16 protein-coding genes and 2 pseudogenes are annotated in these 20,338 nt (G+C 70.4%); 5 read left to right on the top strand and 13 right to left on the bottom strand.

Going from position 1 to position 20,338, the window contains the following annotated elements:
* Window positions 1–5 precede the first annotated feature (5 nt).
* The 9 genes from K9S39_RS11345 to K9S39_RS11385 form a co-directional block, all read right to left on the bottom strand.
* A complete protein-coding gene (locus tag K9S39_RS11345) occupies window positions 6–1,127 on the bottom strand; it encodes an ROK family glucokinase (RefSeq protein WP_248863230.1) in 1,122 nt (373 codons plus the stop codon).
* A 231-nt stretch (window positions 1,128–1,358) separates the two neighbouring features.
* Window positions 1,359–2,216 (bottom strand): ATP-binding cassette domain-containing protein, encoded by an 858-nt coding sequence (locus K9S39_RS11350; RefSeq protein ID WP_248863231.1) that lies wholly within the window; start codon window positions 2,214–2,216, stop codon window positions 1,359–1,361.
* Window positions 2,213–3,286, bottom strand: coding sequence for an ABC transporter permease (locus K9S39_RS11355; RefSeq protein WP_248863232.1), 1,074 nt, complete (start codon window positions 3,284–3,286; stop codon window positions 2,213–2,215). Before K9S39_RS11355 ends, K9S39_RS11350 begins: the two co-directional genes overlap by 4 nt.
* The gene (locus K9S39_RS11360) at window positions 3,283–4,296 is read right to left on the bottom strand and encodes a sugar ABC transporter substrate-binding protein (protein WP_454894954.1); all 1,014 of its coding nucleotides are present in this window, start codon (window positions 4,294–4,296) and stop codon (window positions 3,283–3,285) included. Before K9S39_RS11360 ends, K9S39_RS11355 begins: the two co-directional genes overlap by 4 nt.
* Before the next feature lie 211 nt (window positions 4,297–4,507).
* Entirely contained in the window at window positions 4,508–5,530 is a 1,023-nt protein-coding gene (locus K9S39_RS11365; protein WP_406707906.1) for a substrate-binding domain-containing protein, read from the bottom strand.
* Between the two features lie 315 nt (window positions 5,531–5,845).
* Window positions 5,846–6,619: a GntR family transcriptional regulator gene (locus K9S39_RS11370; protein ID WP_248863234.1), complete on the bottom strand. Its 774-nt coding sequence runs from the start codon at window positions 6,617–6,619 to the stop codon at window positions 5,846–5,848.
* Window positions 6,620–6,742: 123 nt separating this feature from the next.
* Window positions 6,743–7,627: a transporter substrate-binding domain-containing protein gene (locus K9S39_RS11375; RefSeq protein WP_248863235.1), complete on the bottom strand. Its 885-nt coding sequence runs from the start codon at window positions 7,625–7,627 to the stop codon at window positions 6,743–6,745.
* Window positions 7,628–8,017: 390 nt separating this feature from the next.
* Window positions 8,018–8,686, bottom strand: coding sequence for a bifunctional 4-hydroxy-2-oxoglutarate aldolase/2-dehydro-3-deoxy-phosphogluconate aldolase (locus K9S39_RS11380; RefSeq protein ID WP_248863236.1), 669 nt, complete (start codon window positions 8,684–8,686; stop codon window positions 8,018–8,020).
* A gap of 324 nt (window positions 8,687–9,010) precedes the next feature.
* Window positions 9,011–9,490 (bottom strand): ribonuclease, encoded by a 480-nt coding sequence (locus tag K9S39_RS11385; protein WP_248863237.1) that lies wholly within the window; start codon window positions 9,488–9,490, stop codon window positions 9,011–9,013.
* Window positions 9,491–9,645: 155 nt separating this feature from the next.
* Here K9S39_RS11385 and K9S39_RS11390 point away from each other — a divergent pair.
* From K9S39_RS11390 to K9S39_RS11400, 3 genes and pseudogenes are all read left to right on the top strand, one after another.
* Window positions 9,646–9,843: pseudogene (locus K9S39_RS11390) on the top strand (XRE family transcriptional regulator); the annotation flags it as partial.
* A 214-nt stretch (window positions 9,844–10,057) separates the two neighbouring features.
* Window positions 10,058–12,343: pseudogene (locus K9S39_RS11395) on the top strand (beta-N-acetylglucosaminidase domain-containing protein); the annotation flags it as partial.
* Window positions 12,344–12,781: 438 nt separating this feature from the next.
* A complete protein-coding gene (locus tag K9S39_RS11400; RefSeq protein WP_248863238.1) occupies window positions 12,782–13,462 on the top strand; it encodes a thiaminase II/PqqC family protein in 681 nt (226 codons plus the stop codon).
* 116 nt (window positions 13,463–13,578) lie between these two features.
* Here the strand turns inward: K9S39_RS11400 and K9S39_RS11405 are convergent, their stop codons facing one another.
* Both K9S39_RS11405 and allB read right to left on the bottom strand, forming a co-directional pair.
* Window positions 13,579–14,196: a hypothetical protein gene (locus K9S39_RS11405; RefSeq protein ID WP_248863239.1), complete on the bottom strand. Its 618-nt coding sequence runs from the start codon at window positions 14,194–14,196 to the stop codon at window positions 13,579–13,581.
* Complete coding sequence (allB, locus tag K9S39_RS11410; protein ID WP_248863240.1) at window positions 14,169–15,536, bottom strand: allantoinase AllB; 1,368 nt, start codon at window positions 15,534–15,536, stop codon at window positions 14,169–14,171. The genes K9S39_RS11405 and allB overlap by 28 nt, the downstream gene beginning before the upstream one ends.
* Window positions 15,537–16,280: 744 nt before the next feature.
* Between allB and K9S39_RS11415 the strand changes: the two genes are divergently transcribed.
* Entirely contained in the window at window positions 16,281–17,084 is an 804-nt protein-coding gene (locus K9S39_RS11415) for an IclR family transcriptional regulator (RefSeq protein ID WP_248863241.1), read from the top strand.
* An 81-nt stretch (window positions 17,085–17,165) separates the two neighbouring features.
* On the opposite strand, the gene K9S39_RS11420 is transcribed toward K9S39_RS11415, so the two are convergent.
* Complete coding sequence (locus tag K9S39_RS11420; RefSeq protein WP_406707907.1) at window positions 17,166–17,528, bottom strand: DUF5955 family protein; 363 nt, start codon at window positions 17,526–17,528, stop codon at window positions 17,166–17,168.
* A gap of 243 nt (window positions 17,529–17,771) precedes the next feature.
* Complete coding sequence (locus K9S39_RS11425) at window positions 17,772–19,634, bottom strand: serine/threonine-protein kinase (protein WP_248863242.1); 1,863 nt, start codon at window positions 19,632–19,634, stop codon at window positions 17,772–17,774.
* A 331-nt stretch (window positions 19,635–19,965) separates the two neighbouring features.
* On the opposite strand from K9S39_RS11425, the gene K9S39_RS11430 reads away from it, so the two are divergent.
* On the top strand, window positions 19,966–20,214 hold the full coding sequence (locus K9S39_RS11430; RefSeq protein WP_248863243.1) for a hypothetical protein: 249 nt from the start codon (window positions 19,966–19,968) through the stop codon (window positions 20,212–20,214).
* Window positions 20,215–20,338 lie beyond the last annotated feature (124 nt).

Raw genomic sequence — 20,338 nt, forward strand, 5'->3', positions numbered from 1 at the left:
TTCAGTCATCGTCGGCCGGCCCGTTCGTAGCGCTCATAGCGCTCGACGCGGCGCCGGTTGGCACGGCGGAAGCGGCGGGCCACCAGACGTGCGAGGTCGGCGGCGCCCACCATGCCGGCCTCCGGGCCCAGCTGGGCCTTGGCGATCCGGGCCTCCGGGCGGTAGCCACGGCCGGTGAGATGGCGCCGGAAGGCGTCCCTGGCCGGGCCGATCAGCAGGTCGTCGGCGGCGCTGACGCCACCGCCGATGACGAAGCAGGACGGGTCGAGGGCGGCGGCGAGGTTGGCGATGCCGACGCCGAGCCACTGGCCGATGTCCTCAAGGAGTTCGACGCACATCGCGTCGCCCTCCCGGGCCAGCTCGGTGATCAGCGGTCCGGTGATGTCGCCGACCCGCCCGCCGACCCGGTCGATGATGTTGTACGCCACCGGGGAGTCGGCGGCGGCCAGCTCGCGGGCCTCACGGACCAGGGCGTTGCCGGAGCTGTACTGCTCCCAGCAGCCGCGGTTGCCGCAGGGGCAGCGGTGGCCGCCGGGCACGACCTGCATATGGCCGAACTCGCCGGCCACGCCGTACTTGCCGCGCTTGACGGCGCCGTCCTCCAGGATCGCGCCGCCGATCCCCGTACCGAGGGTGATCATGACGAGGTGGTCCTCGCCGCGTCCGGCACCGAACCGCCACTCCGCCCAGGCGGCGGTGTTGGCGTCGTTGTCGACCATGACCGGGACGGCCAGACGGCCGGCGAGGCGATCGCGCAGAGGTTCGTTGCGCCAGTTCAGATGGGGGGCGAAGAGCACCTTGGAGCGGTCCGCGTCGACCCAGCCGGCCGCGCCGATGCCCACCGCGTGGACGTCGTGCCGGTCGGAGAGGTCGAGCACCAGCTCGGTGATGGTGTCCTCGACGACCTCGGGGCTCTTGGACTTGTCCGGCGTCTCGGTGCGGACCTTCTCCAGGATGATGCCGTCCGCGTCGACCACACCCGCCATGACCTTGGTGCCGCCGATGTCGATGCCGACGGTGGGCACGCGGGGCGCGGTCAGATGCGAACGCCGCTCCCGGGTGCCGACCGTGCGCAGGACGGTGGCCCGCGCGGTGCCTCGGTGCACCCGTTCCCGGTACGTGCTCATCGACCCACCCCTTTCCCGTGACGTTCTCCGTTACGGATGCCGTTACGGTCGCGGCGGCTGCGTGCTCGCAAGAGTCGTCTCGTCCCTGCGGGTCTCAGGAGGCCGGGGCCTCGGCGTGCTTCGTTTCGGTGCGATTGTGCATCACGCGCACCGTCCGGCGCACCGCGACGTGGGGCAACGCGCCCCGCGGCCGGTGGGTCGGCCGCGGGGCGCGTCGGGGGCGAGGCCGTGCTATTCAGGCCGGTGGCCGCCGGGGAACTCCGGCGTCGCCGTGCGGGCGAGTTCGTGGCTGAGCTGTTCCAGCTCGCTGCCGCCCGCCATTTGGCGGGTGAGCTCTTCCAGGGCGATCTCCGACTTGGCATGGCGTCCGGCCATCGCGCCGCGCTTGAGGAGCACGAAGCGGTCGCCGACGAGGTAGGCGTGGTGGGGATTGTGGGTGATCAATACCACGCCGAGTCCGGCGTCCCGGGCGGCCGCGACGTACTTCAGGACGACGCCGGACTGCTTGACGCCGAGCGCCGCCGTCGGCTCGTCCAGGACGAGGACCTTGGCGCCGAAGTAGACGGCGCGGGCGATGGCGACGCACTGCCGTTCACCGCCCGAGAGAGTACCGATGGGCTGGTCGACGTCGCGCAGGTCGATGCCCATCCGCAGCAGCTCGCTGCGGGTGGTCTCGCGCATGGTGCGCACGTCGAGCCGCTTGAACGGGCCCACTCCCGTCCTCGGCTCGGAGCCGAGGAAGAAATTCCGCCACACGGGCATCAGCGGGACGACGGCGAGGTCCTGGTAGACGGTGGCGATGCCGCGGTCCAGCGCCTCCCGCGGGGAGGAGAGCCGGGCCTCCTCGCCCTCGATGGTGAAGGTGCCCGTGTCGTGCTGGTGCAGCCCCGCGACGATCTTGATGAGGGTGGACTTGCCGGCGCCGTTGTCGCCCAGCACACAGGTGATCTCCCCGGCGTGCACCTCCAGGGATACGCCTGCCAGCGCCTTGATGTTGCCGTAGAACTTGCTGACGCCGGTCAGCTCGACCAGGGCCGGCTTCCGGTCCGGTGCGGTCTTCTCGTCGAGCTTCTTTTCCAGGGCCGTCATGATCTGTCCTCCGCCCGCTTGCGGACCCATGCGTTCAGGAGCGTGGCGAGCAGCAGCATCGCGCCGAGGAAGAACTTGTACCAGTCCGGATTCCACTGCGCGTAGACGATGCCCTTGCTGGTCATGCCGAAGATGAAGGCACCGACCGCGGCGCCGATCGCCGAGCCGAAGCCGCCGGTCATCAGACAGCCGCCGACCGCCGCCGCGATGATGTAGAGGAACTCGTTGCCGACGCCGTCGCCGGACTGGATCTGGTCGTACGAGAACAGCAGATGCTGGCCGGAGACCCAGGCGGCGAAGGCGACGCCCATGTAGAGGCCGATCTTGGTCTTGGTGACCGGGACACCGACCGCCCGTGCCGCGTCGGCGTTGCCGCCCACCGCGAAGATCCAGTTGCCGACGCGGGTGCGCAGCAGGATCCAGGTGGCCACCGCGACCATCGCGATCCACCACAGGATGGTGATCTGGATGTCGACGTTCCCCACGGTGACGTGGGAGGCGAAGACCGCACGGGCCGACTCGAAGCCCTCCATGTCGGCGATGGACTTCGTGGAGACGGTGCCGCTGATCAGCTTGGTGAAGCCGAGGTTGAGGCCCGTCAGCATGAAGAACGTGCCGAGCGTGATGATGAAGCTGGGGAGTTTCGTACGGGTCAGCAGCATCCCGTTGAACACCCCGAAGGCGAGGGTGACCACCAGCGACACCCCGACACCGACCCAGTTGTCGGCCGTCATCTGGTAACTGACCATGGACGAGATCAGCGCCGAGCTGACGACCATGACACCGGCCGACAGATCGAACTCGCCGCCGATCATCAGCAGCGCCACCGGCACCGCCATGATGCCGATCGTCGAGGACGCGTACAGCACGGTGGAGAGGCTGGACGCCCGCAGGAACGGTTCGGCGGCGATCGCGAAGAAGATGAAGACGGCGACGGCGCCCACGACCGAGCCCAGCTCGGGGCGGCTCATCAGCCGACGCACCAGGGAGCGGTGCAGCAGGCGCTCATCGTCGGTGCCCTCGGCGGGTGGACCCGCGGGCTGCAGAAGGGGGGCGTCGGTGGTGCTCATCGTGTGCCCCGCTTCGTGTACTCCTGCAGCGCGGCGGCGTCCTTCTTGGTGATCACCTGGGGGCCGGTGAGCACCGGCTTGCCGCCGCCGAGCACGTCGGCGTTGTACCTGTAGAGCCAGAGCAGGTCCACCGCCTCATAGCCCTGGAGGTAGGGCTGCTGGTCGACGGCGAAGCCGAGCGAACCGTCCTTGAGGCCGTCCGCGACCTGCGCGTTGAGGTCGAAGGTGTCGATCTCGGCGTCGCTGCCGGCCTGGTCCCTGGCCTTGACGGCGGTGGCGGCGAACGGCGCGCCGAGGGTGACGACGGCGTCGATCCCGCGGTCCGACTGGAGCTTGGACTCGATCGAGGACTGCACATCGGGCATGTTCGTGCCCTCGACGTAGAGCCTCTGCAGATCGCCCTTGAAGGTCTTCTCGGCACCGTCGCAGCGCTGCTCGTGACCGACGTTGCCCTGCTCGTGCAGCACACAGAGCGCCTTCTTCCTACCGCGCTCGTTGAGCTGCTCGCCGACGGCCTCGCCGGCCACCGTCTCGTCCTGGCCGATGTGGCTGAGCGCGCCGAACTCCTTCGACTCCGCAGCCCCGGAATTCACCGTGATCACCGGTATCCCGGCCTTCTGGGCCTTGAGGACCACGTCCTTCATGGCCTTCGGCTTGGCAAGCGAGACGATCAGCCCGTCGACCTTCTGGTCGATATAGGTCTGCACGAGCTGACTCTGCCGGCCGGCCTCCTTGTCGTGCGCGTAGACGAAGTTGATGTTGTCCTTGTCCGCGGCCTGCTGGGCACCGTTCTGCACGATGTCCCAGAAGGTGTCGCCGTCTCCCGAGTGGGTGACCATCGCGAACGTCCACCTGGGGGTGTTCACCGCGGCCTTGCCACCGGCGGCCTGGGCGGCACGCTCCTTCTCCGCACGCAGGCCACCGGTGCTGCTGCATCCCGCCAGCGACGCGCCGAGCGTCGCTGCCAGAACGACGCTCACGACGCGTCCCCTTCTCCGAACCCTTGCCACGAGGACTTGCCCTTCCCGCTGATGTCACGCTGTGTCGGCTGTATTGGCTGTCTCGACCGTGTCGGCTGTGGTGACGGTGTCAGCCGCGCCGGTCGCCTTTTCCTTCTATGTACGGTTTCGCGCACCGGCGCCGAGCGGCCGGCCCCAATCGCACAAGTATCCGTTACCGGTGATCTGTACCGGTTCATCGGGTCCCGCCTCCCCTGGGGCTTCACCGGGTCCCGCGCCCGGTGTACTCCTCCAACTTCGGTACGTCCTTGTCGCTGACCAGGGCGGGTCCGGTGAGCACCGGCTTGCCGCCGCCCAGCACATCGGCATTGGTCCGGTGCAGCCAGAGCAGGTCCACCGCCTCATAGCCCTGGAGGTAGGGCTGCTGGTCGACGGCGAAGCTGACGTTCTTGGTCTTGAGCAGCCTGACGACGGCGGAGTTCAGGTCGAAGGTCGCGACCTGTGCGGCACTGCCGGCGGCCTCCTTGGCCTTGACGGAGATCGCCGCCATCGGCGCGCCGAGCGTGACGACCGCGTCGATGGACGTGTCGGACTGCAGCTTGGCCTCGATCGAGGACTGCGAGGCCGGGGCGTTGGTGCCGTCGATGTTGAGGCTCTCGACCGTTCCCCGGAAGCCCTTGCGGACACCGGCGCAGCGGTCCTCCAGCGATACGTTGCCCTGCTCGTGGATGACGCACAGGACCTTCTTGGCGTGCCGCTCGTCCAGTTCGTCGCCGACCGCCCGGCCTGCCACCGACTCGTCCTGGCCGATATGCGTCAGCGCGCCGAACTCCTTCGAGAACTCGCCGCCGGCGTTGATGGTGATGACCGGAATGCCCGCCGCGACGGCCTTGCGGACGGCGGCCTTGACGGCCTGCGGCTTGGCGAGGGTGACGATCAGCCCGTCGACCTTCGCGTCGATATAGGACTGCACCAGCTCCGCCTGCTTGGCGCCCTCTTTGTCGTTGGCGTAGAGGAACTTCACGTTGCCCTTGGCGGCGGCCGCTTCGGCGCCGTTCTGGACGATGTCCCAGAAGGTGTCACCCGCACCGGAGTGGCTGACCATTCCGATGGTCATCCGGGGCGTACTGACGCCCTTACGTCTGGCCGACTCCCCGGACGCGTCCTCGGACTCCTCGCCTCCGGAATTGCCGCACCCTGCGACCAGCGTGAAAACCGCCGCCAGGGTCGCCGCGCTGAGGACTTTGACGGGTCGAGCCATACGTACGTTTCGCACGCCGATCATCGTGGGACCGCCTTTCTCCCGGCCGCCTGAATGCGGCTGGAAGAGTTCTAAGGCGCGTATGGAGCCACGTCAATACTTTGTCCGAACATTCTGACGCTGGGGTGTGGCAGATCGGGGCATAACGGTTCATACGGGCCGCCACCAGCCCTCCCGGCGGACTCGGAGGCAACTGAGCGCGGGCCCAGGGCGGGGCCGAGAGCAAGAAATGGGCAACCGGACATGTCAGTCCCGGGCGCCCAGAATTCCGGCATTCCGCCCTCGGAATTCCAAGATCGGGAAACTCGCCCCACCCGAGGTATTTACGGAGTTCGGCGCTCAGGGGCGAACCAGCAGCTGGAATTCGAAGGCATAACGGGACGCGCGGTAGACATGCGAGCCGAACTCGACCGCCCGCCCGGTGTCGTCGAACGTGGTGCGCTGCATCGTGAGCAGCGGGGCACCCTCGGGCTCGTCGAGCCGCTCGCCCTCCTCCGCCGTCGCGGCGCGCGCACCGACCGCCTGACGGGCGCTGTGCAGGGTGATCCCGGCCGTCCGCATCAGGCGGTACAGGCCGGTCTCCTCCAGGCCGGCGGTCTCCAGCTTCAGCAGCCCGACGGGGAGGTAGTTGCGCAGATGCGCGACAGGCTCACCGTGCGTGAGGCGCAGCCGCTCGACGAACGCGACCTCCGCGCCCTCGGCGATCCCCAGCGCGGCGGCGACTTCGGCGTCCGCTTCGGTGGTGGTGTTGAGGAGCACCCGGGTGGCGGGCTTCTGCCCGGCCGCCTCCAGGTCGTCATAGAGGCTGCTCAGCTCCAGGGGGCGCTTGACCTGACTGTGGACGACCTGGGTACCGATGCCCCGGCGACGGACCAGCAGCCCCTTGTCGACCAGCGACTGGATCGCCTGCCGCACCGTCGGCCGGGACAGGCCGAGCCGGCCGGCCAGCTCGATCTCATTGCCGAGCAGACTGCCCGGAGCCAGCCTGCCGTTCTCGATCGCGGCCTCCAGCTGCTGGGACAGCTGGAAATACAGCGGGACCGGACTGCTCCGGTCCACGCTGAACTGAACGGGGCTCTCGGCACCCGCGGCTTCTGTCTCGCGTTTCCCCACGCCCGCGAGCGTAACCGTCCGGGCAGATGACGGGAAGTCCAGAGGTCACATTGTCCGGACAAGATGGGGTGGGGGTGAGCGGAGCGGGTCAGGGGAAGTACGGACCGACGCGAGCCACGCCGGTCACTTCATCCACGCGTCCTCGTACTTCCGGTACGTCCCGTCATGGGTGGCGAGGTGCACCCACTGGTCCACATACGCCTTGAACGCGTCGTCGCCGCGCGGGAGGGCGTATGCCTTCTCGGAGAACGAAAAGGGCTTGTCCGGGTGGACCGAGCACAGTTCGGGGTGGATCTTGGCCTGATAGCGGGTCTCGCCGGCGTCCGTCATCATCACATCCGCCCGGCCCGCGATGATCTCGTCGAAGATCGTGGTGTTGTCGGGGTGGACCTTGAGGGTCGCGCGCTTGATGTGCGCACGGGCGAATTCCTCATTCGTGCCGCCGGGGTTCACGATGACATCCGTCCCGGGCCGGTCGATCTGCTCCAGCGTCCGGTACCTGTCCTTGTCCTCACAGCGCACGATGGGCGTCTTGCCGTCCGTACGCGTGGGCTCGCTGAAGTAGGCGGTACGGGCGCGTGCGAGGGTGATGGAGACGCCGCCCATGGCGATGTCGCAGCGGCCGGCCGCGAGGTCGCCGACGAGCTCGGCCCAGGTCGTGGCGACGTAACGCGGCTTGGCGTCCAGGCTCTCGGCGAGGTTTTCGGCCATCTCGATGTCCACGCCGCTGTATTTGCCGGTCCTGGGGTCGAGGTGGGTGAAGGGGCGGTAGTCACCGGTGGTGCAGACACGCAGCACACCGCGCCGTGGAATGGCGTCGAGAAGCGTACGGGGGCGCTGGGCGCGCTTTGTGGCGGTGTGGGCGGCGGCCGTCGGCCCGTCGGCGGCGACAGGTGCGGCCCCCGGCGTCGGTGCGGGGGTGACGTGGTGGCCTTCCGGGCCCGCCGGGGCGGCAGCGGTGACGGCGAGCAGGCAGGCCAGGACGGGGAGCGTGACGGCGCGCTTCATGGGGACTCCTGTACGCGGCGGGAGGTGGACGGTTGAGACCGGGCGACCGGGCGGCTGGACGCGGGGCTCGGTTCACGGTCGGTTCGACCGCGCGACCTTCAGTCGTCGGCCGACCGGACCGCGATCACGTGTGATCGAAGCGCTCAGGTTGGCAGAGCTCACGTGCCAGGTGAACCCCCTGACCGGCCGGTGGGACGCCGAGCAGCGTGAACACGATCGGGCGCCTCGGTAAGGAAGTTGACGCCCGGTCATGCCGCTCGCGTCCTCGTACCCGTTGTGCCCTCGTCTCCCGTCGTCCCCTCGATTCCGCCGGGTCCTCGTCCCCGGCATGCGCCCGCTTCCGCCGCTCCCTCGTCCCCGCCGCGTCTCCGTCGACTCGTCTCCGTCGCCTCAGTCGTCGTAGAGGCCGCCCCTGCCCCCGGCCCCCAGCCCGTCAGGGGTGATCTCGGCCAGGCGGGTGAGGAGTTCGGCGGCGCGCTTGGCGACGGTGTCGCGGTCGCCGTCCGAGAGAGCCGAGCCCATGCCGACCGCGACCGCGCCGGCCGCTACCCACTCCGGCGCGCTCTCGACCGTCACCCCGCCCGTCGGCAGCAGCGGCGCCTGAGGCAGGGCGGCGCGTACGTCCTGCAGCCAGGACGGGCCGTACCCGGAGGCGGGGAACAGCTTGAGCGCGTCCGCCCCGAGCTCCAGGGCGCGGACCATCTCGGTAGGCGTCGACACCCCCGGGAAGACCGGGACCCCATAGCGGTGGCCGGTACGGATGACCTCGGCGTCCAGGCTCGGCGACACCAGGAAGCGGGCACCGGCGTCCACCGCCATCCGGGCCGACATCGCGTCAAGGACCGTGCCCGCGCCGATGACCGCGTCATCGCCGAGCTCGCGGGTGAGGGTGGTGACGGCCTCCAGAGCGAACGGCGTGGTCAGAGATATCTCCAGGCTGGTGATCCCCGCGGAGAGCAGGGTGTCGGCCGTGGCGCTCGCCTCGTCGTAGGTCTTGCTGCGGACGATGGCGAAAACACGCTGCGCCAGTGCGGCCCGGGTGATCTCCCAGCGATACACGGCAGTTCGCCGCCCTTCCTTGTCTCCACGCGCATACCGCCTCGCCATGACCCACGGCGAACGCGGCACTGCCTGCGGCACGCGCCGCGGCGACCGACCACCATGGCCCCTTTGCCGCCGATGCCCGCCCACTCCTCGTTTCTGCCGAAACGCTACCGGGCCCCACCGACAGTCCTCCTCCGGGGGTCCTTACCGCGCTCCTCTTCCGCCGAGAACGCGGAGAGCCGCCGTGGACCGGGCGCGCGAACGGAGGGCACGGAGAGCGCACAACACGGCGGCGGCCGGGATGCCCATGCACCCGGCCGCCGCTCTCCCGGCCGCGCGTCAGCAGCCGCGATCGATGAGGTCGAACGACTTGTAGTGGTCAGCGGTGTAGTAGTCCTCGTCCGCCCGCTCACCGGTCACGATGCGGCGGGCGCCACGGTCGGGCGAGCCCGGTGTCTTGACGGTGTACTCGTGGTAGTAGCCGGAGTTCTGCTTCGGGAGGATGCCCTCCCGGTTCTCGAAGACCGTGCCGTCCTGCGGATACGGGTAGGGCCCGCCCTGCTCGATCAGGTCCAGCGTGTCGTGGGCCTGGGACGGGAGCTTGGAGTAACAGATGTCGCCGACGGCGTTCACGCGCGCGGACGCGGCGTGCGCGCCCGAGGGGTGAGCGGTTGTGGTGTGCGCCGTCGCGGCGTACGCGGTGGCCGGGTGCGCCGTGGCGACGGCGGACGGGGCGGCGGCCGCGGATCCGCCGATGAGAAGGGCCGATACGAGGGCGCCCGCGGCGCCGATCCTGGTGATCCGTGGGGGGATTCTCATGCCCTCCAGAATGACGCGCGTAGACATGACCCTGTCAATCCCACGTTCATAAGTTTCCCGGGAGTTCACACGGTCAAATGGGGCAGGCCGGGGAGAGGAGGGCCAGGGCGCCACGTGGGAGGGGGGTCGGAGGAGCACCCCAAGGAGTGTTTGCCTACGGCACCACGGTATCCGACCTGCTCGTCGAGACCGCGCCCGAGCCGGACCCGATCGTACGGGCCGGCCGTACGGACGCGTCGGAGGCCGGTGGCTGGACGTACTGGACCGTGGGCGGTGCAGGGCGGGCGATGCAGGCGCTGCGGGTGCATGTACCGAAGCGCGCCCAGGGCGACTTGGTGCGCGTCCATCCGGGCCTGGCGTTCCCGAGTCTGCTGGTCCTCATCGCCAAGACGCGCTGAGGGCGGGCCGGATGCGGGCGCCCGTTTCGGTCGACTCGGCAACGTCCATCCATCCAGCGGGAAAGTCCATTGCCCCGCACTGGTAACCGGGTGAAGCCTGCTGCCGCGCCCCACCCTCGCCCATGCACCCGCACTCCCGCCCGCCCGCGGCACCGAGGAGGACCGAAGGATGCACCGTACGCGCACCGCGGCGGCCACCGCGCTCGCCGTAGCCCTCGCTCTGATCCCGCTGACGGGCATGGCGGGGCCACCGGGCGCGGCTACCGGTGACCACGACGGCGCCCGGGACGAATCCGACGCCGTCCGGTCCCTCTCGCCCACCCCCAGGTCCGTCCACCCCCGGCACGACCGGGTCACCATCACCCCGTCGGTGACGGTCGTCGCGGGGCCGAAGACCGATGCCCCGGCCCTGGAACTCGTCGAGAAGTCCCTCAAGGAGGCCGGCGCCGAGCGGATCGTCCGGACGGAGCGTGCCGGGCGGACTCGGGCCGGCCGCCTGACCGTGTACGTGGACGGGCCGGGCGCGGCACGGACCCTGGCGGACCTGGGCGCTCGCGGCACCGGCGGACTGCCCGCGGAGGGCTATGCCCTGGCCGTGGGCGAGGGCCGGATCACGCTGTCCGGTAAGGACGCCACCGGCACGTACTACGCCGCCCAGACGCTCCGTCAGCTGCTGCCGCGCCGCGACCGGCCCGGCGCCCGTGTCCAGGGGACCGCCGTACGGGACTGGCCGGCCACCCCGCTCCGCGGCGTCATCGAGGGCTTCTACGGCACCCCGTGGTCGCACGCCGCCCGCCTCGACCAGCTCGACTTCTCCGCCGAGCACAAGATGAACATCTACGTCTACTCGCCCAAGGACGACGCCTACCTGCGCGAGAAGTGGCGCGCCCCCTACCCCGAGGACCGTCTCGCACAGATCGCGGAGCTGGTGGACCGGGCGCGGTCCCGGCATGTGGAGTTCACCTACGCGCTCTCCCCCGGCCTGTCCGTCTGCTACAGCTCCGACGCCGACCTCAAGGCGCTGACCGCGAAGTTCCAGACGCTGTGGGACATCGGCGTACGGACCTTCGCGGTACCGCTGGACGACATCAGCTACACGGACTGGAACTGCGCCGCGGACAAGGACAGGTTCGGGACCGGCGGCGGGGCGGCCGGTGCCGCGCAGGCGCATCTGCTCAATCGCGTCAACCGGGAGTTCATCGCCCGGCATCCGGGGGCCGAGCCGCTGCAGATGGTGCCGACCGAGTACTACGACGTGAAGCCGTCCCCCTACAAGAGGGCGCTGGCCACGCGGTTGGACAGGGATGTGCTGGTGGAGTGGACGGGCGTGGGCGTGATCGCGCCGACGATGACCGTCGCGCAGGCCGAGCGGGCCCGGGAGGTCTTCGGGCATCCGATCCTGACGTGGGACAACTATCCGGTCAACGACTATGTGACCAACCGGCTGCTGCTCGGGCCGTTCAACGGCCGGGAGAAGGGGCTGCCGGGGCGGCTGGCCGGGATCACCGCGAATCCCATGATCCAGCCGGCCGCGTCCAAGATCGCGCTGTACACGGTGGCGGACTACGCGTGGAACGACCAGGCGTATGACGCGCGCGCGTCCTGGGGCGCGGCGATCGAGGAGCTGGCGGGCGGCGACACCCGTACGGTACGCGCGCTGCGCGCCTTCGCGGACGCCAACTACTCCTCGTCCCTCAATCCGCGACAGGCACCCGAACTTGCCGCCGTCATCGCACGGTTCGGCAAGGACGGAGACGCGCGACGGCTGGACGCGGCACTGCGCACGCTGCAGGACGCGCCGGCCGTGCTCCGCGAGCGGCTCGCCGATCGCGGATTCGTCGAGGACAGCGGGCCATGGCTGGACGCGACGCACGCCTGGGGCGAGGCGGCGCGTACCGCCCTCCGGCTGATCGAGGCGGTCAAGGCGGGCGACGGCGCCGAGGCACGGCAACTGCGCCAGATGCTGCCGGAGTTGGTGACCACCGCGAAGTCATTTGGGTATGTGGACCTGACGGGGAAAAGGATTCCCGTGCTGGTCGCGGACGGGGTGCTGGACGCCTTTGTCGACGACGCCATCGGCGCGCACGATGCGGCCCGGGCGTGACCGGCCGCCCCAAGGCGTCCACCGATCTGGCCGTCTACCAGGACAACGCCGCCTCCCGGATGACCGACGGCAACGACGCCACCTACTTCTGGAGCGCCGCCGGCCCCAAGGCCGGTTCCTCGTTCGGCCTGGATCTGCACGACGAGCGCGCGCTGGGTACCGTCACGCTGACGATGGGCGAGCGCGACAGCCCGGACGACTATCTCCGGCACGGCGTCCTCGAATACTCCTCGGACGACAAGAACTGGACGCCGCTGGCCGCCTTCGAACGGCAAGGCGGAGGTGACCGCCGAGCCGCCGCCGGGCGCCAAGGCCCGGTACGTACGTGCCCGGGCCACGCAGGCGCAGGACACATGACGCGACTCCCGGCGGGCGACGACACCATCGAGGGCGTACGGCTGGCTTGGCGGGGTGGGGCGGCGGCGCCAGTGGTGCATGAGGCGGTGGTGCACTGATGCGTCTGGCGCGACACGGAAGGTCCGCTGATGTGTCTGGTGTGACACGGCAGTGCGCTGAGGTGACACGACAGGTCCGCTGAGGCGGGCTGTCTGCGGTACGTCCGGCACATGGGAGCTCGGCCGATACGGGGCCCGATACACGCGGCCCGCTCGACGCTGCCCGCGGTCCACTCCGCCGGAGTCCGCTCAGCCCGGAGTCCACTCCGCCCGGAGAGCGCTCAGCCCGCGATCCGCCCGCGCCCGGCCCGCGTCGCCTGTACGCCGCGGCACCATCCGCCGCCCTAGCCTGGGGCCCCGGCCACCGCGCCCCGCCCCGGAGGAGACCGAGACCATGGCCCGCCGACCCGCCGAAGCCCCCCGTCCGACCGCGGCCGCCGTCCTCGATGACGCCGTACGGACACTCGCCCCGAACGCCGACGCCAACCGGCTCGTGCCACGTATCGCGGCGGGCGAGGCGCCGCGCAGCGTATTCGCGACGTTCGCCCTCGAACAGCACCAGGTGATCGCCTCCGACCGGCTCAGCTTCCAGCACCTGGCGCGTCGGGCCGACGGCGATCCGCCCATCGCCGACTTCTTCGATCTGCTCGCCCAGAGCGAGACCCTGGCCCTGGAGCAGCTGGCGGGCCTGGCGGAAGCCTGCGAACTGACCGGCCGGCAGATCACCGAGTACCGGCCGCGGCCCGGCTGCCAGGCGTATCCCTCCTACGCTGCGCGTCTCGCGCTCGGCACCACGCCCGCCGATGTGGTGATCGCCGTCACCGCCAACTTCGCCTCCTGGTCCGGCTATTGCGCCACCGTCGCCACCGCGATGCGTGACCACTACGGCTTCCCCGAAGCGGCCCGCGGCTTCTTCGCGTTCTTCGCCGAACCTGCCGCGGACCTCGGCGCCAAGGCCCGCGCGGCGGTCCGGCACGGCCTGGACACCGGCCAGGCCGTGCCGGCGACCGCGTACCGCTACGGCCATCTCCTCCAGGCGTACGAGCTGATGTTCTGGAACTCCATCACGGACTGACCGGAACGCCATCGCGGGCTGATCGGTGCTCACCGCGCTGACGGCGCAGCGGGAGGACGGACCTTGCATCCGGGCGTCTGGGCTTCCCGGCTTCCGGACGTCAGGACGTCCTGGGATCAGCCGCCCAACTCCTGGTAACGGGCGGTCAGCCGCCGCTCCCCCTCCCCCGTCAGCGCGCCGTGCAGCCGCAGCCGGGCGATGCCGCCGTCCGGGAAGATGTCGAGCCGGACGTGAGTGACGGCCGGTGCGTCGGCCAGCAGGAAGCGGTGGACGGTGTCGGGCTGCAGGCGCGTACGGGGCAGCAGCTCTCCCCAGTCGCCGCGCTCACCGTCACGTCCGTACAGGGCTGCCCAGCCCGCCGATTTCCCTTTGAGGTAGTTGGTTTCGTCGATCTCCACCGCGCGGATCACGGCCTGCCCGGTGAGCCGGTAGCGGACCCAGTCGTTGCCGGTGGCGCGGCGGCGCCGGGTCTCCCAGCCGTCCATGATCTTTCCCCTGGGACCGAATGCCTCGGGGGCGAAGTGAGCGGGCTCGGGCTTGAGGAGGTTCGCGCACTCCGCGAAGAACTCGTCGTTGGCGGCGGTCACCCCCGCGCCGAGCCGACGGTCGGCGAGGTCGGGGAGGTGGCTGAAGGGGAACCCCGAAGGGCCGGGGGCGCGGTAGTCGGCATACGGGTCGCCGCCCCCGTAGGGGGCGGCGTCACCTGTTAAACGGGGGAGGTCGGCGCTGGCCATGCGGTGTGCCTCCGATCGACAAGCTCGCCCGTGGGCTCGGCCAGGGTGGCGCCGTCGTTGATCTGCCGGCCGCGCAGCCAGGTGGACCGGACGACGCCGTACAGGGTCTTCCCAGCGTATGCGGTGATCTTGTTGCGGTGCTGGAGTACGGCCGGATCCACGGTGAAGGTCTCGTCGGGGGCGAGGACGGCGAAATCGGCGTCCCGGCCGGGCTCGATGGCGCCCTTCCGGCCGAGGCCGACCAGCGCGGCGGGGGCGGTGGCCATCCAGCGGACGACATCGTCCAGGGTGTGCCCGCGCTCGCGGGCGGCGGTCCAGATGGCGGGCAGGCCGAGCTGGAGGGAGGAGATACCGCCCCAGGCCGCGCCGAAGTCGGCGGTCTTGAGGTCGGCGGTGGAGGGCGAGTGGTCGGAGACGATGCAGTCGATGGTGCCGTCGGCGAGGCCCTGCCACAGCGCGTCCTGATTGGCGGCCTCGCGGATCGGCGGGCAGCACTTGAACTCCGTTGCGCCGTCCGGGACTTCTTCGGCGGTCAGGGTCAGGAAGTGCGGACAGGTCTCGACGCTGACCTTGACGCCCTCGGCCTTGGCGGCGGCGATCAGCGGCAGCGCGTCGGAGGAGGAGAGGTGGAGTACGTGCACCCGGGCGTCGAGCCGCTTGGCGAGGGCGATCAGCCCGGCGATGGCGTCGTCCTCGCAGACCCGGGGGCGGGAGGCGAGGAAGTCGGCGTACTTGGGGCCGTGCGGTTGCGGAGCCGCGTCCAGGTGCTCCGGGTCCTCGGCGTGCACGATCAGCAGACCGTCGAAGCCCGCGATCTCCCCGAGGGCGGCGGCCAGTTGCTCCTGGTCGAGCTGGGGGAACTCGTCCACGCCGGAGGGCGAGAGGAAACACTTGAAGCCGAAGACCCCGGCGTCGAAGAGCGGACGCAGGTCCTTGACGTTGCCGGGGACGGCGCCGCCCCAGAAGCCGATGTCGATATGCGCCTTGCCGCGCGCGACCTCGCGCTTGGTGTCGAGGTTGGCGACGGTGGTGGTGGGCGGGAGGCTGTTGAGCGGCATGTCCACGAGGGTGGTGATACCGCCGGCCGCGGCCGCGCGGGTGGCCGTCCAGAAGCCCTCCCACTCGGTGCGGCCCGGGTCGTTGACGTGTACGTGGGTGTCCACGAGGCCGGGCAGCAGCACGTCGTCACCGAAGTCCTCGACCCGCGCTCCGGCCGGGGCCTCGGCGTCGTACGGCAGGACCGCCGCGATCTTGCCGCCCTGGACGGTGACGGACGCGGCGCGCGTCCCCTGCGGGGTGACGACGCGCGTGGAGCGCAGCACCAGCTCTGTTTCGGACACCCGGTCCCCTCCTCGTATCGTTTCTTCCCGGTCGCTGATTCAACAGTCTGTTGAATCGGAGTCTTCACTCAGGGCCCCCACCCCGTCAAGCGATCCGCTGCGCTTCACCTGAGCGTTCGCCTGCGGCGGGCCTGCGCCCCACGTTGTCGGCTGTCCCGCCGTGAGGGGTTCGCCTGCGGCGGGCGTGGGTTTTTCGGGTGCGGTGACGGGCCTCCGGACTCCGTCCTGCGGCCCTCCCCTCCCCGGCGGGTAGAGAGGGGCCGGTGGGGGCGCATGACCGGCTACGTGTCCCCCCAACGTCTTTTCCCCACCTCCCTCGGGAGGCGCTGGACCGCGGGACGGAGTCCGGAGGTCCGGCGCCGCTGCCGAACAGCCCCGCGCAGCGGTAACAGCCCACCGCAGGTGCAACGGCGGGACAGCCAAAACGTCGACTCAGGCCAGCCGCAGGCGAACCCCCACGGCGGGACAGCCGACAACGTGGGGCCCAGGCAAAGCGCAGCGAACCCCTTTGGATGATTCCACAAAATGGACAGTATTTTTCGCATAGCAGAACATAGCTACCACCCAGGGGATTCCGGCCGACACCCCGTACTGTGGAAGAAAAAGGGCCCTGACCGGCGGGAACGGGCGTGAGAGAGACAGTGTTTCTTCCCCAGGGGACCGGTAGGCTGCTCCGGTCGGGCCCGGCGCCCACAAGCCCTAGGGTGGCACCCTAGGGCCCACCTGCCCCGAAAGGAACGCGACGTGCCGCCGTCCAGCGCCAGCACCTCCGCCGCCGATGCCAAGCCCGCGGGCGCCGGCGGCGGCGTCCAGTCCCTTGAGCGCGCCTTCGACCTCTTGGAGCGGATGGCCGACGCCGGGGGCGAGGTCGGCCTGAGCGAGCTCTCCACCAGCAGCGGCCTGCCGCTCCCCACCATCCACCGCCTGATGCGGACCCTCGTCGCCTGCGGCTACGTCCGCCAGCAGCCCAACCGCCGGTACGCGCTCGGCCCCCGTCTGATCCGGCTGGGCGAGAGCGCGTCGCGGCTGCTCGGGACGTGGGCTCGGCCGTACCTCGCCCGGCTGGTCGAGGAGACCGGCGAGACCGCCAATATGGCGCTGCTCGACGGCGACGAGATCGTCTATGTCGCCCAGGTGCCGTCCCGGCACGCGGTACGGATGTTCACCGAGGTCGGCCGCCGGGTGCTGCCGCACTCCACCGGCGTCGGCAAGGCGCTGCTCGCGGGCCACCCGCCGGAGGAGGTCCGCGCCCTGCTCGGCCGTACGGGGATGCCCGCCGCGACCGAGAAGACGATCACCGACCCGGACGCCTTCCTCGAAGCTCTCGCCGAGGTCCGCAGGCTCGGATATGCGGTCGACGACAGCGAACAGGAGGTCGGCGTCCGCTGCTACGCGGTGCCGGTGCCCGACTCCCCCACCTCGGCGGCGATCTCCATCTCCGGCCCGACCGGCCGGGTGACGGAGGCGTCGAAGGACAAGATCGTGCCGGTGCTGCAGGACATCGCGGCGCAGCTGTCGGTCGCGCTCGCCGATCAGACACCCGCGTAGGGCGGCCGGGCGTACGGGGCCTTGCACCGTCACATCACACGGGGACTGTGCACCGTCGAGCAAGAGGGTTCTTCCGCACCGTCAAAACAAGCGAGGCCCCTCCGCCCACGACGGCGGCGTGTACGCCTCCCGGCCGGGAGGCGTGCCCCCCTCCCGGCCGCGCGGCAGCTCCCCGAAGCGGTCGATCCCCTCACGCACCTCGGTCAGCGCGGGCGACAGTGCGCTGACCGAGCCGACCGCCCCGGCGATCAGCAGCAGCGAGCGACGCAGCCGGGGCACTTCCGGCATCCCGTGGCTCACCATCGCGTCCAGCGCGGCCAGTTCCTCGTCCGCGGCCGCCCGGTCCGGTAACTCCACCGGAAGCATGGCTAGTTGACGACGAAGCCGGGCCACCGCCCCACGCAGCACCTGGACCCGTGCGTCCTCCTCGACCCCGGTCACCATTCGCTTCTGCCTCTGCCTCTGCCCCTGCTCCACAACGGCGGCGCCCTCCCAGGCCGTTGGCCGCTTCGCAATGCGGGCCAGTTAACGCCACTCTGTGGTCATCGCGCCATACGGAGAGCGAAAAAACCGGATCATCGACCAAATCCACGCGCCGGGGGCGCAGTGCGGCGATCCCCGCCGGGCCGGAAGGAGCGGGCCCTGACGGGGATCGTCAAGCCGAGGTGATCAGTTGTGCGGCGGTGCTCACGGGGTCGCCTCGGGCGTCACCGCGTTGCGCCACACACGCACATCGACGGTCATATAGCTGCTGGGGCTCGACTTCGGCGCGAAGCCCTTCAACGTGATCAGCGCGACATGGCCGTAGTCGGTGGTCAGACACATCTGCGCGTCCTTGGTGAGCTGCTTGGTCAGGATGCGCTCGGTGAACCGGGTCTCGTTGCGGCAGGTGTCCAGCGAGCCTTCCTGGCCCGCGGTGAGGAGCACCAGCTTGCCGTTCTCGGTGCTGACTCTGTCGTCCGAGTAGTTGTTGTCCGTGTAGGTGAAGTCTTCGTCCGTGTCGTTGTCCGCGTTGCTCGGCTTGACCGGCTCGTCGGACATCGACAGGTGGTACTCGTCGGGCAGGTCGATGCCCTTGTAGTCGACCGGTTCCGGGTCCTGCGCCGGGGTGGCGGGGGCGGAGGGGTCGCCCCCCTCTTCGGGGGTCGCCGATGTCCCGCCGGTGGCGTCCGGAGCGCCCTCGGCGCCCTTCTTCTTGTCGTCGGCCTGGTTGCTCGTCTTCTTGGCGTCGCCCTTCATGAAGTAGTAGACGACGCCACCGCCCACTCCCGCGAAGACCAGCAGGCACACCAGCACCAGGGCCGTGATCAGCCCCTTGCGCTTCTTCTTCGGCGGCTGCGGGGCGGGCACCGTGGTGGTCGGGCCGGTGCCCGAGGAGCCGCCGGGCGGCGTCGCAACGGGCGCCGACGCGGCGGGCGTTGCGCTGGTGGCGGTCGGCGCGTAGGCCGCGGGACCGAAGCCGGGCGGCGGGGTCTGCGGCTGGTTCAGCGTGGTCGGGACCGGCTGGGCAGGGGCCGCGGGCTGGGTGGGCGGTGCCGGGGGCTGGGCCGGCTGGGCAGGGGGCTGGGCCGGGGTCTGCGGGGCGACCGCCGGCTGGGCCGGTGCCTCCAGCGGGGGCGGCGGCGCCTGGGCGGGCGCGGGGGCCGCCGAACGCGTGGTGATGTCCGCGGCGACGGCGGTGGGCAGCCACTCCTCGGGGCGGCGCAACTGCGTCTCCCCGGAGGCCGCGCCGCACAGCTCGATCACCTCGGCGACGGACGGCCGGGCCGACGTGTCCTTGGTCAGACAGCGGGTGACCAGCTCGTGCAGTTCCTCGGGGAGTCCGGTCAGATCCGGCTCCTCGTGGACGATGCGGTAGAGCACACCGTGCGAAGTGCCCTCGCCGAAGGCCGGGTTGCCGATGGCCGCGTACGCCGCGACCTGGCCGAGCGCGAAGATGTCGGTGGCCGGGGTGATGGTGCTGCCGGCGGCCTGCTCGGGCGCCATGAAGGTGGGGGTGCCGACGGTGACGCCGCTGCTGGTCAAGGATGTGGCGTCGGCGGCGCGGGCGATACCGAAGTCGATGACGCGCGGGCCGTCGGCGGCCAGCAGCACATTGGACGGCTTCAGATCACGGTGCACGATGCCCGCGCCGTGGATGACCTGCAGCGCCTCGGCGATACCGGCCACCAGCAGCAGCACGGTGGGAACCGGAAGCCGGCCGTGTTCGGCGACGGCCGCGGAGAGCGAGGGGCCGGGGACGTACGCGGTGGCGAGCCAGGGGCTGGGGCCGTCGGCGTCGCTGTCGATGACCGGGGCGGTGAACAGGCCCTGGACGCGCTGTGCCGACTGCACTTCCTGCTTGAAGCGGCGGCGGAACTCCGCGTCCTCGCTGAACTCCGGCCGGATCACCTTTATGGCCACCGGCCGCCCGCCGGGCGTGTAGGAAAGGTAGACCTTGCCCATACCGCCGGAGCCGAGCTTCGCCGAGAGGCGATAGCCCGCGATCGCCTTCGGATCGTCGTCCTCCAGCGGCTGGAAGATCCCGGACGGGTCCACACTGTTCACCACTCGGTCCCCCGACTCAAAAGGGCCGTCATGTCGGCTCGACGGCCACGGTGTCCGCAACGGGGCAGCACTTTATCCGGCCATGGGCCGCGCCGTGACATCGAAGGCGGGGAACCGTACGCCATGTCCGAAGAGCCGGTTTCGCTCCCGGTTCACGCTGGGTTTCGGCGGCATATCGCGCGTTGCCCCTGGGTGGCCTGATCGTGCGTCAGACGCGTGTTCCCCCGGGCACCCGTTGGCGTGGGTGTATGCGCTCCGATGCGTGCGGCGCGGCAGGATGGAGCATTCTCCCTTCCGGGGAAATATCCGGCATATCACTGGATCGGAGACCGCCATGGAGCCTGACCCCGACCCCGAGACCGGCCCCGGGACCGGCCCCGGGACCGGCCCGCACCCTCGCCGCCTCAGCATCGTGCAGCTGATCTGCCGCGCGTACGGCCTCTCCGACGCGTCCGAGATCACCGTCGAGCACATACACCGCTTCGTCACCGAACGACGGCTCACGGACGCACGGACCCGGCAACTCCGGGACCGTTTCCGGCCGAGAATCCCGCGCCAGAGGGCGTCCGGCGGCACGGCCTGACCCACCGCGCCGCGGCGCAGAGTGCCATGAGGTAAGCAGGGCCCATGGCACCGCACGCAGCAACACCAGAGTCATCCGCGCAACTGACACCTGCACATACAAAGTCACCAGCACTTACAGAATC

Source organism: Streptomyces halobius (assembly GCF_023277745.1).
GTDB classification, from domain to species: Bacteria; Actinomycetota; Actinomycetes; order Streptomycetales; family Streptomycetaceae; genus Streptomyces; species Streptomyces halobius.

Excerpts from the sequence above, each read along its gene's own strand:
- K9S39_RS11355 (WP_248863232.1), bottom strand. The coding sequence starts at position 3,286 with ATGAGCACCACCGACGCCCCCCTTCTGCAGCCCGCGGGTCCACCCGCC.
- K9S39_RS11405 (WP_248863239.1), bottom strand. The coding sequence starts at position 14,196 with ATGGCCAGCGCCGACCTCCCCCGTTTAACAGGTGACGCCGCCCCCTAC.
- K9S39_RS11400 (WP_248863238.1), top strand. The coding sequence starts at position 12,782 with ATGGCCCGCCGACCCGCCGAAGCCCCCCGTCCGACCGCGGCCGCCGTC.
- K9S39_RS11385 (WP_248863237.1), bottom strand. The coding sequence starts at position 9,490 with ATGAGAATCCCCCCACGGATCACCAGGATCGGCGCCGCGGGCGCCCTC.
- K9S39_RS11420 (WP_406707907.1), bottom strand. The coding sequence starts at position 17,528 with ATGGTGACCGGGGTCGAGGAGGACGCACGGGTCCAGGTGCTGCGTGGG.
- K9S39_RS11345 (WP_248863230.1), bottom strand. The coding sequence starts at position 1,127 with ATGAGCACGTACCGGGAACGGGTGCACCGAGGCACCGCGCGGGCCACC.
- K9S39_RS11365 (WP_406707906.1), bottom strand. The coding sequence starts at position 5,530 with ATGATCGGCGTGCGAAACGTACGTATGGCTCGACCCGTCAAAGTCCTC.
- K9S39_RS11375 (WP_248863235.1), bottom strand. The coding sequence starts at position 7,627 with ATGAAGCGCGCCGTCACGCTCCCCGTCCTGGCCTGCCTGCTCGCCGTC.
- K9S39_RS11350 (WP_248863231.1), bottom strand. The coding sequence starts at position 2,216 with ATGACGGCCCTGGAAAAGAAGCTCGACGAGAAGACCGCACCGGACCGG.
- K9S39_RS11430 (WP_248863243.1), top strand. The coding sequence starts at position 19,966 with ATGGAGCCTGACCCCGACCCCGAGACCGGCCCCGGGACCGGCCCCGGG.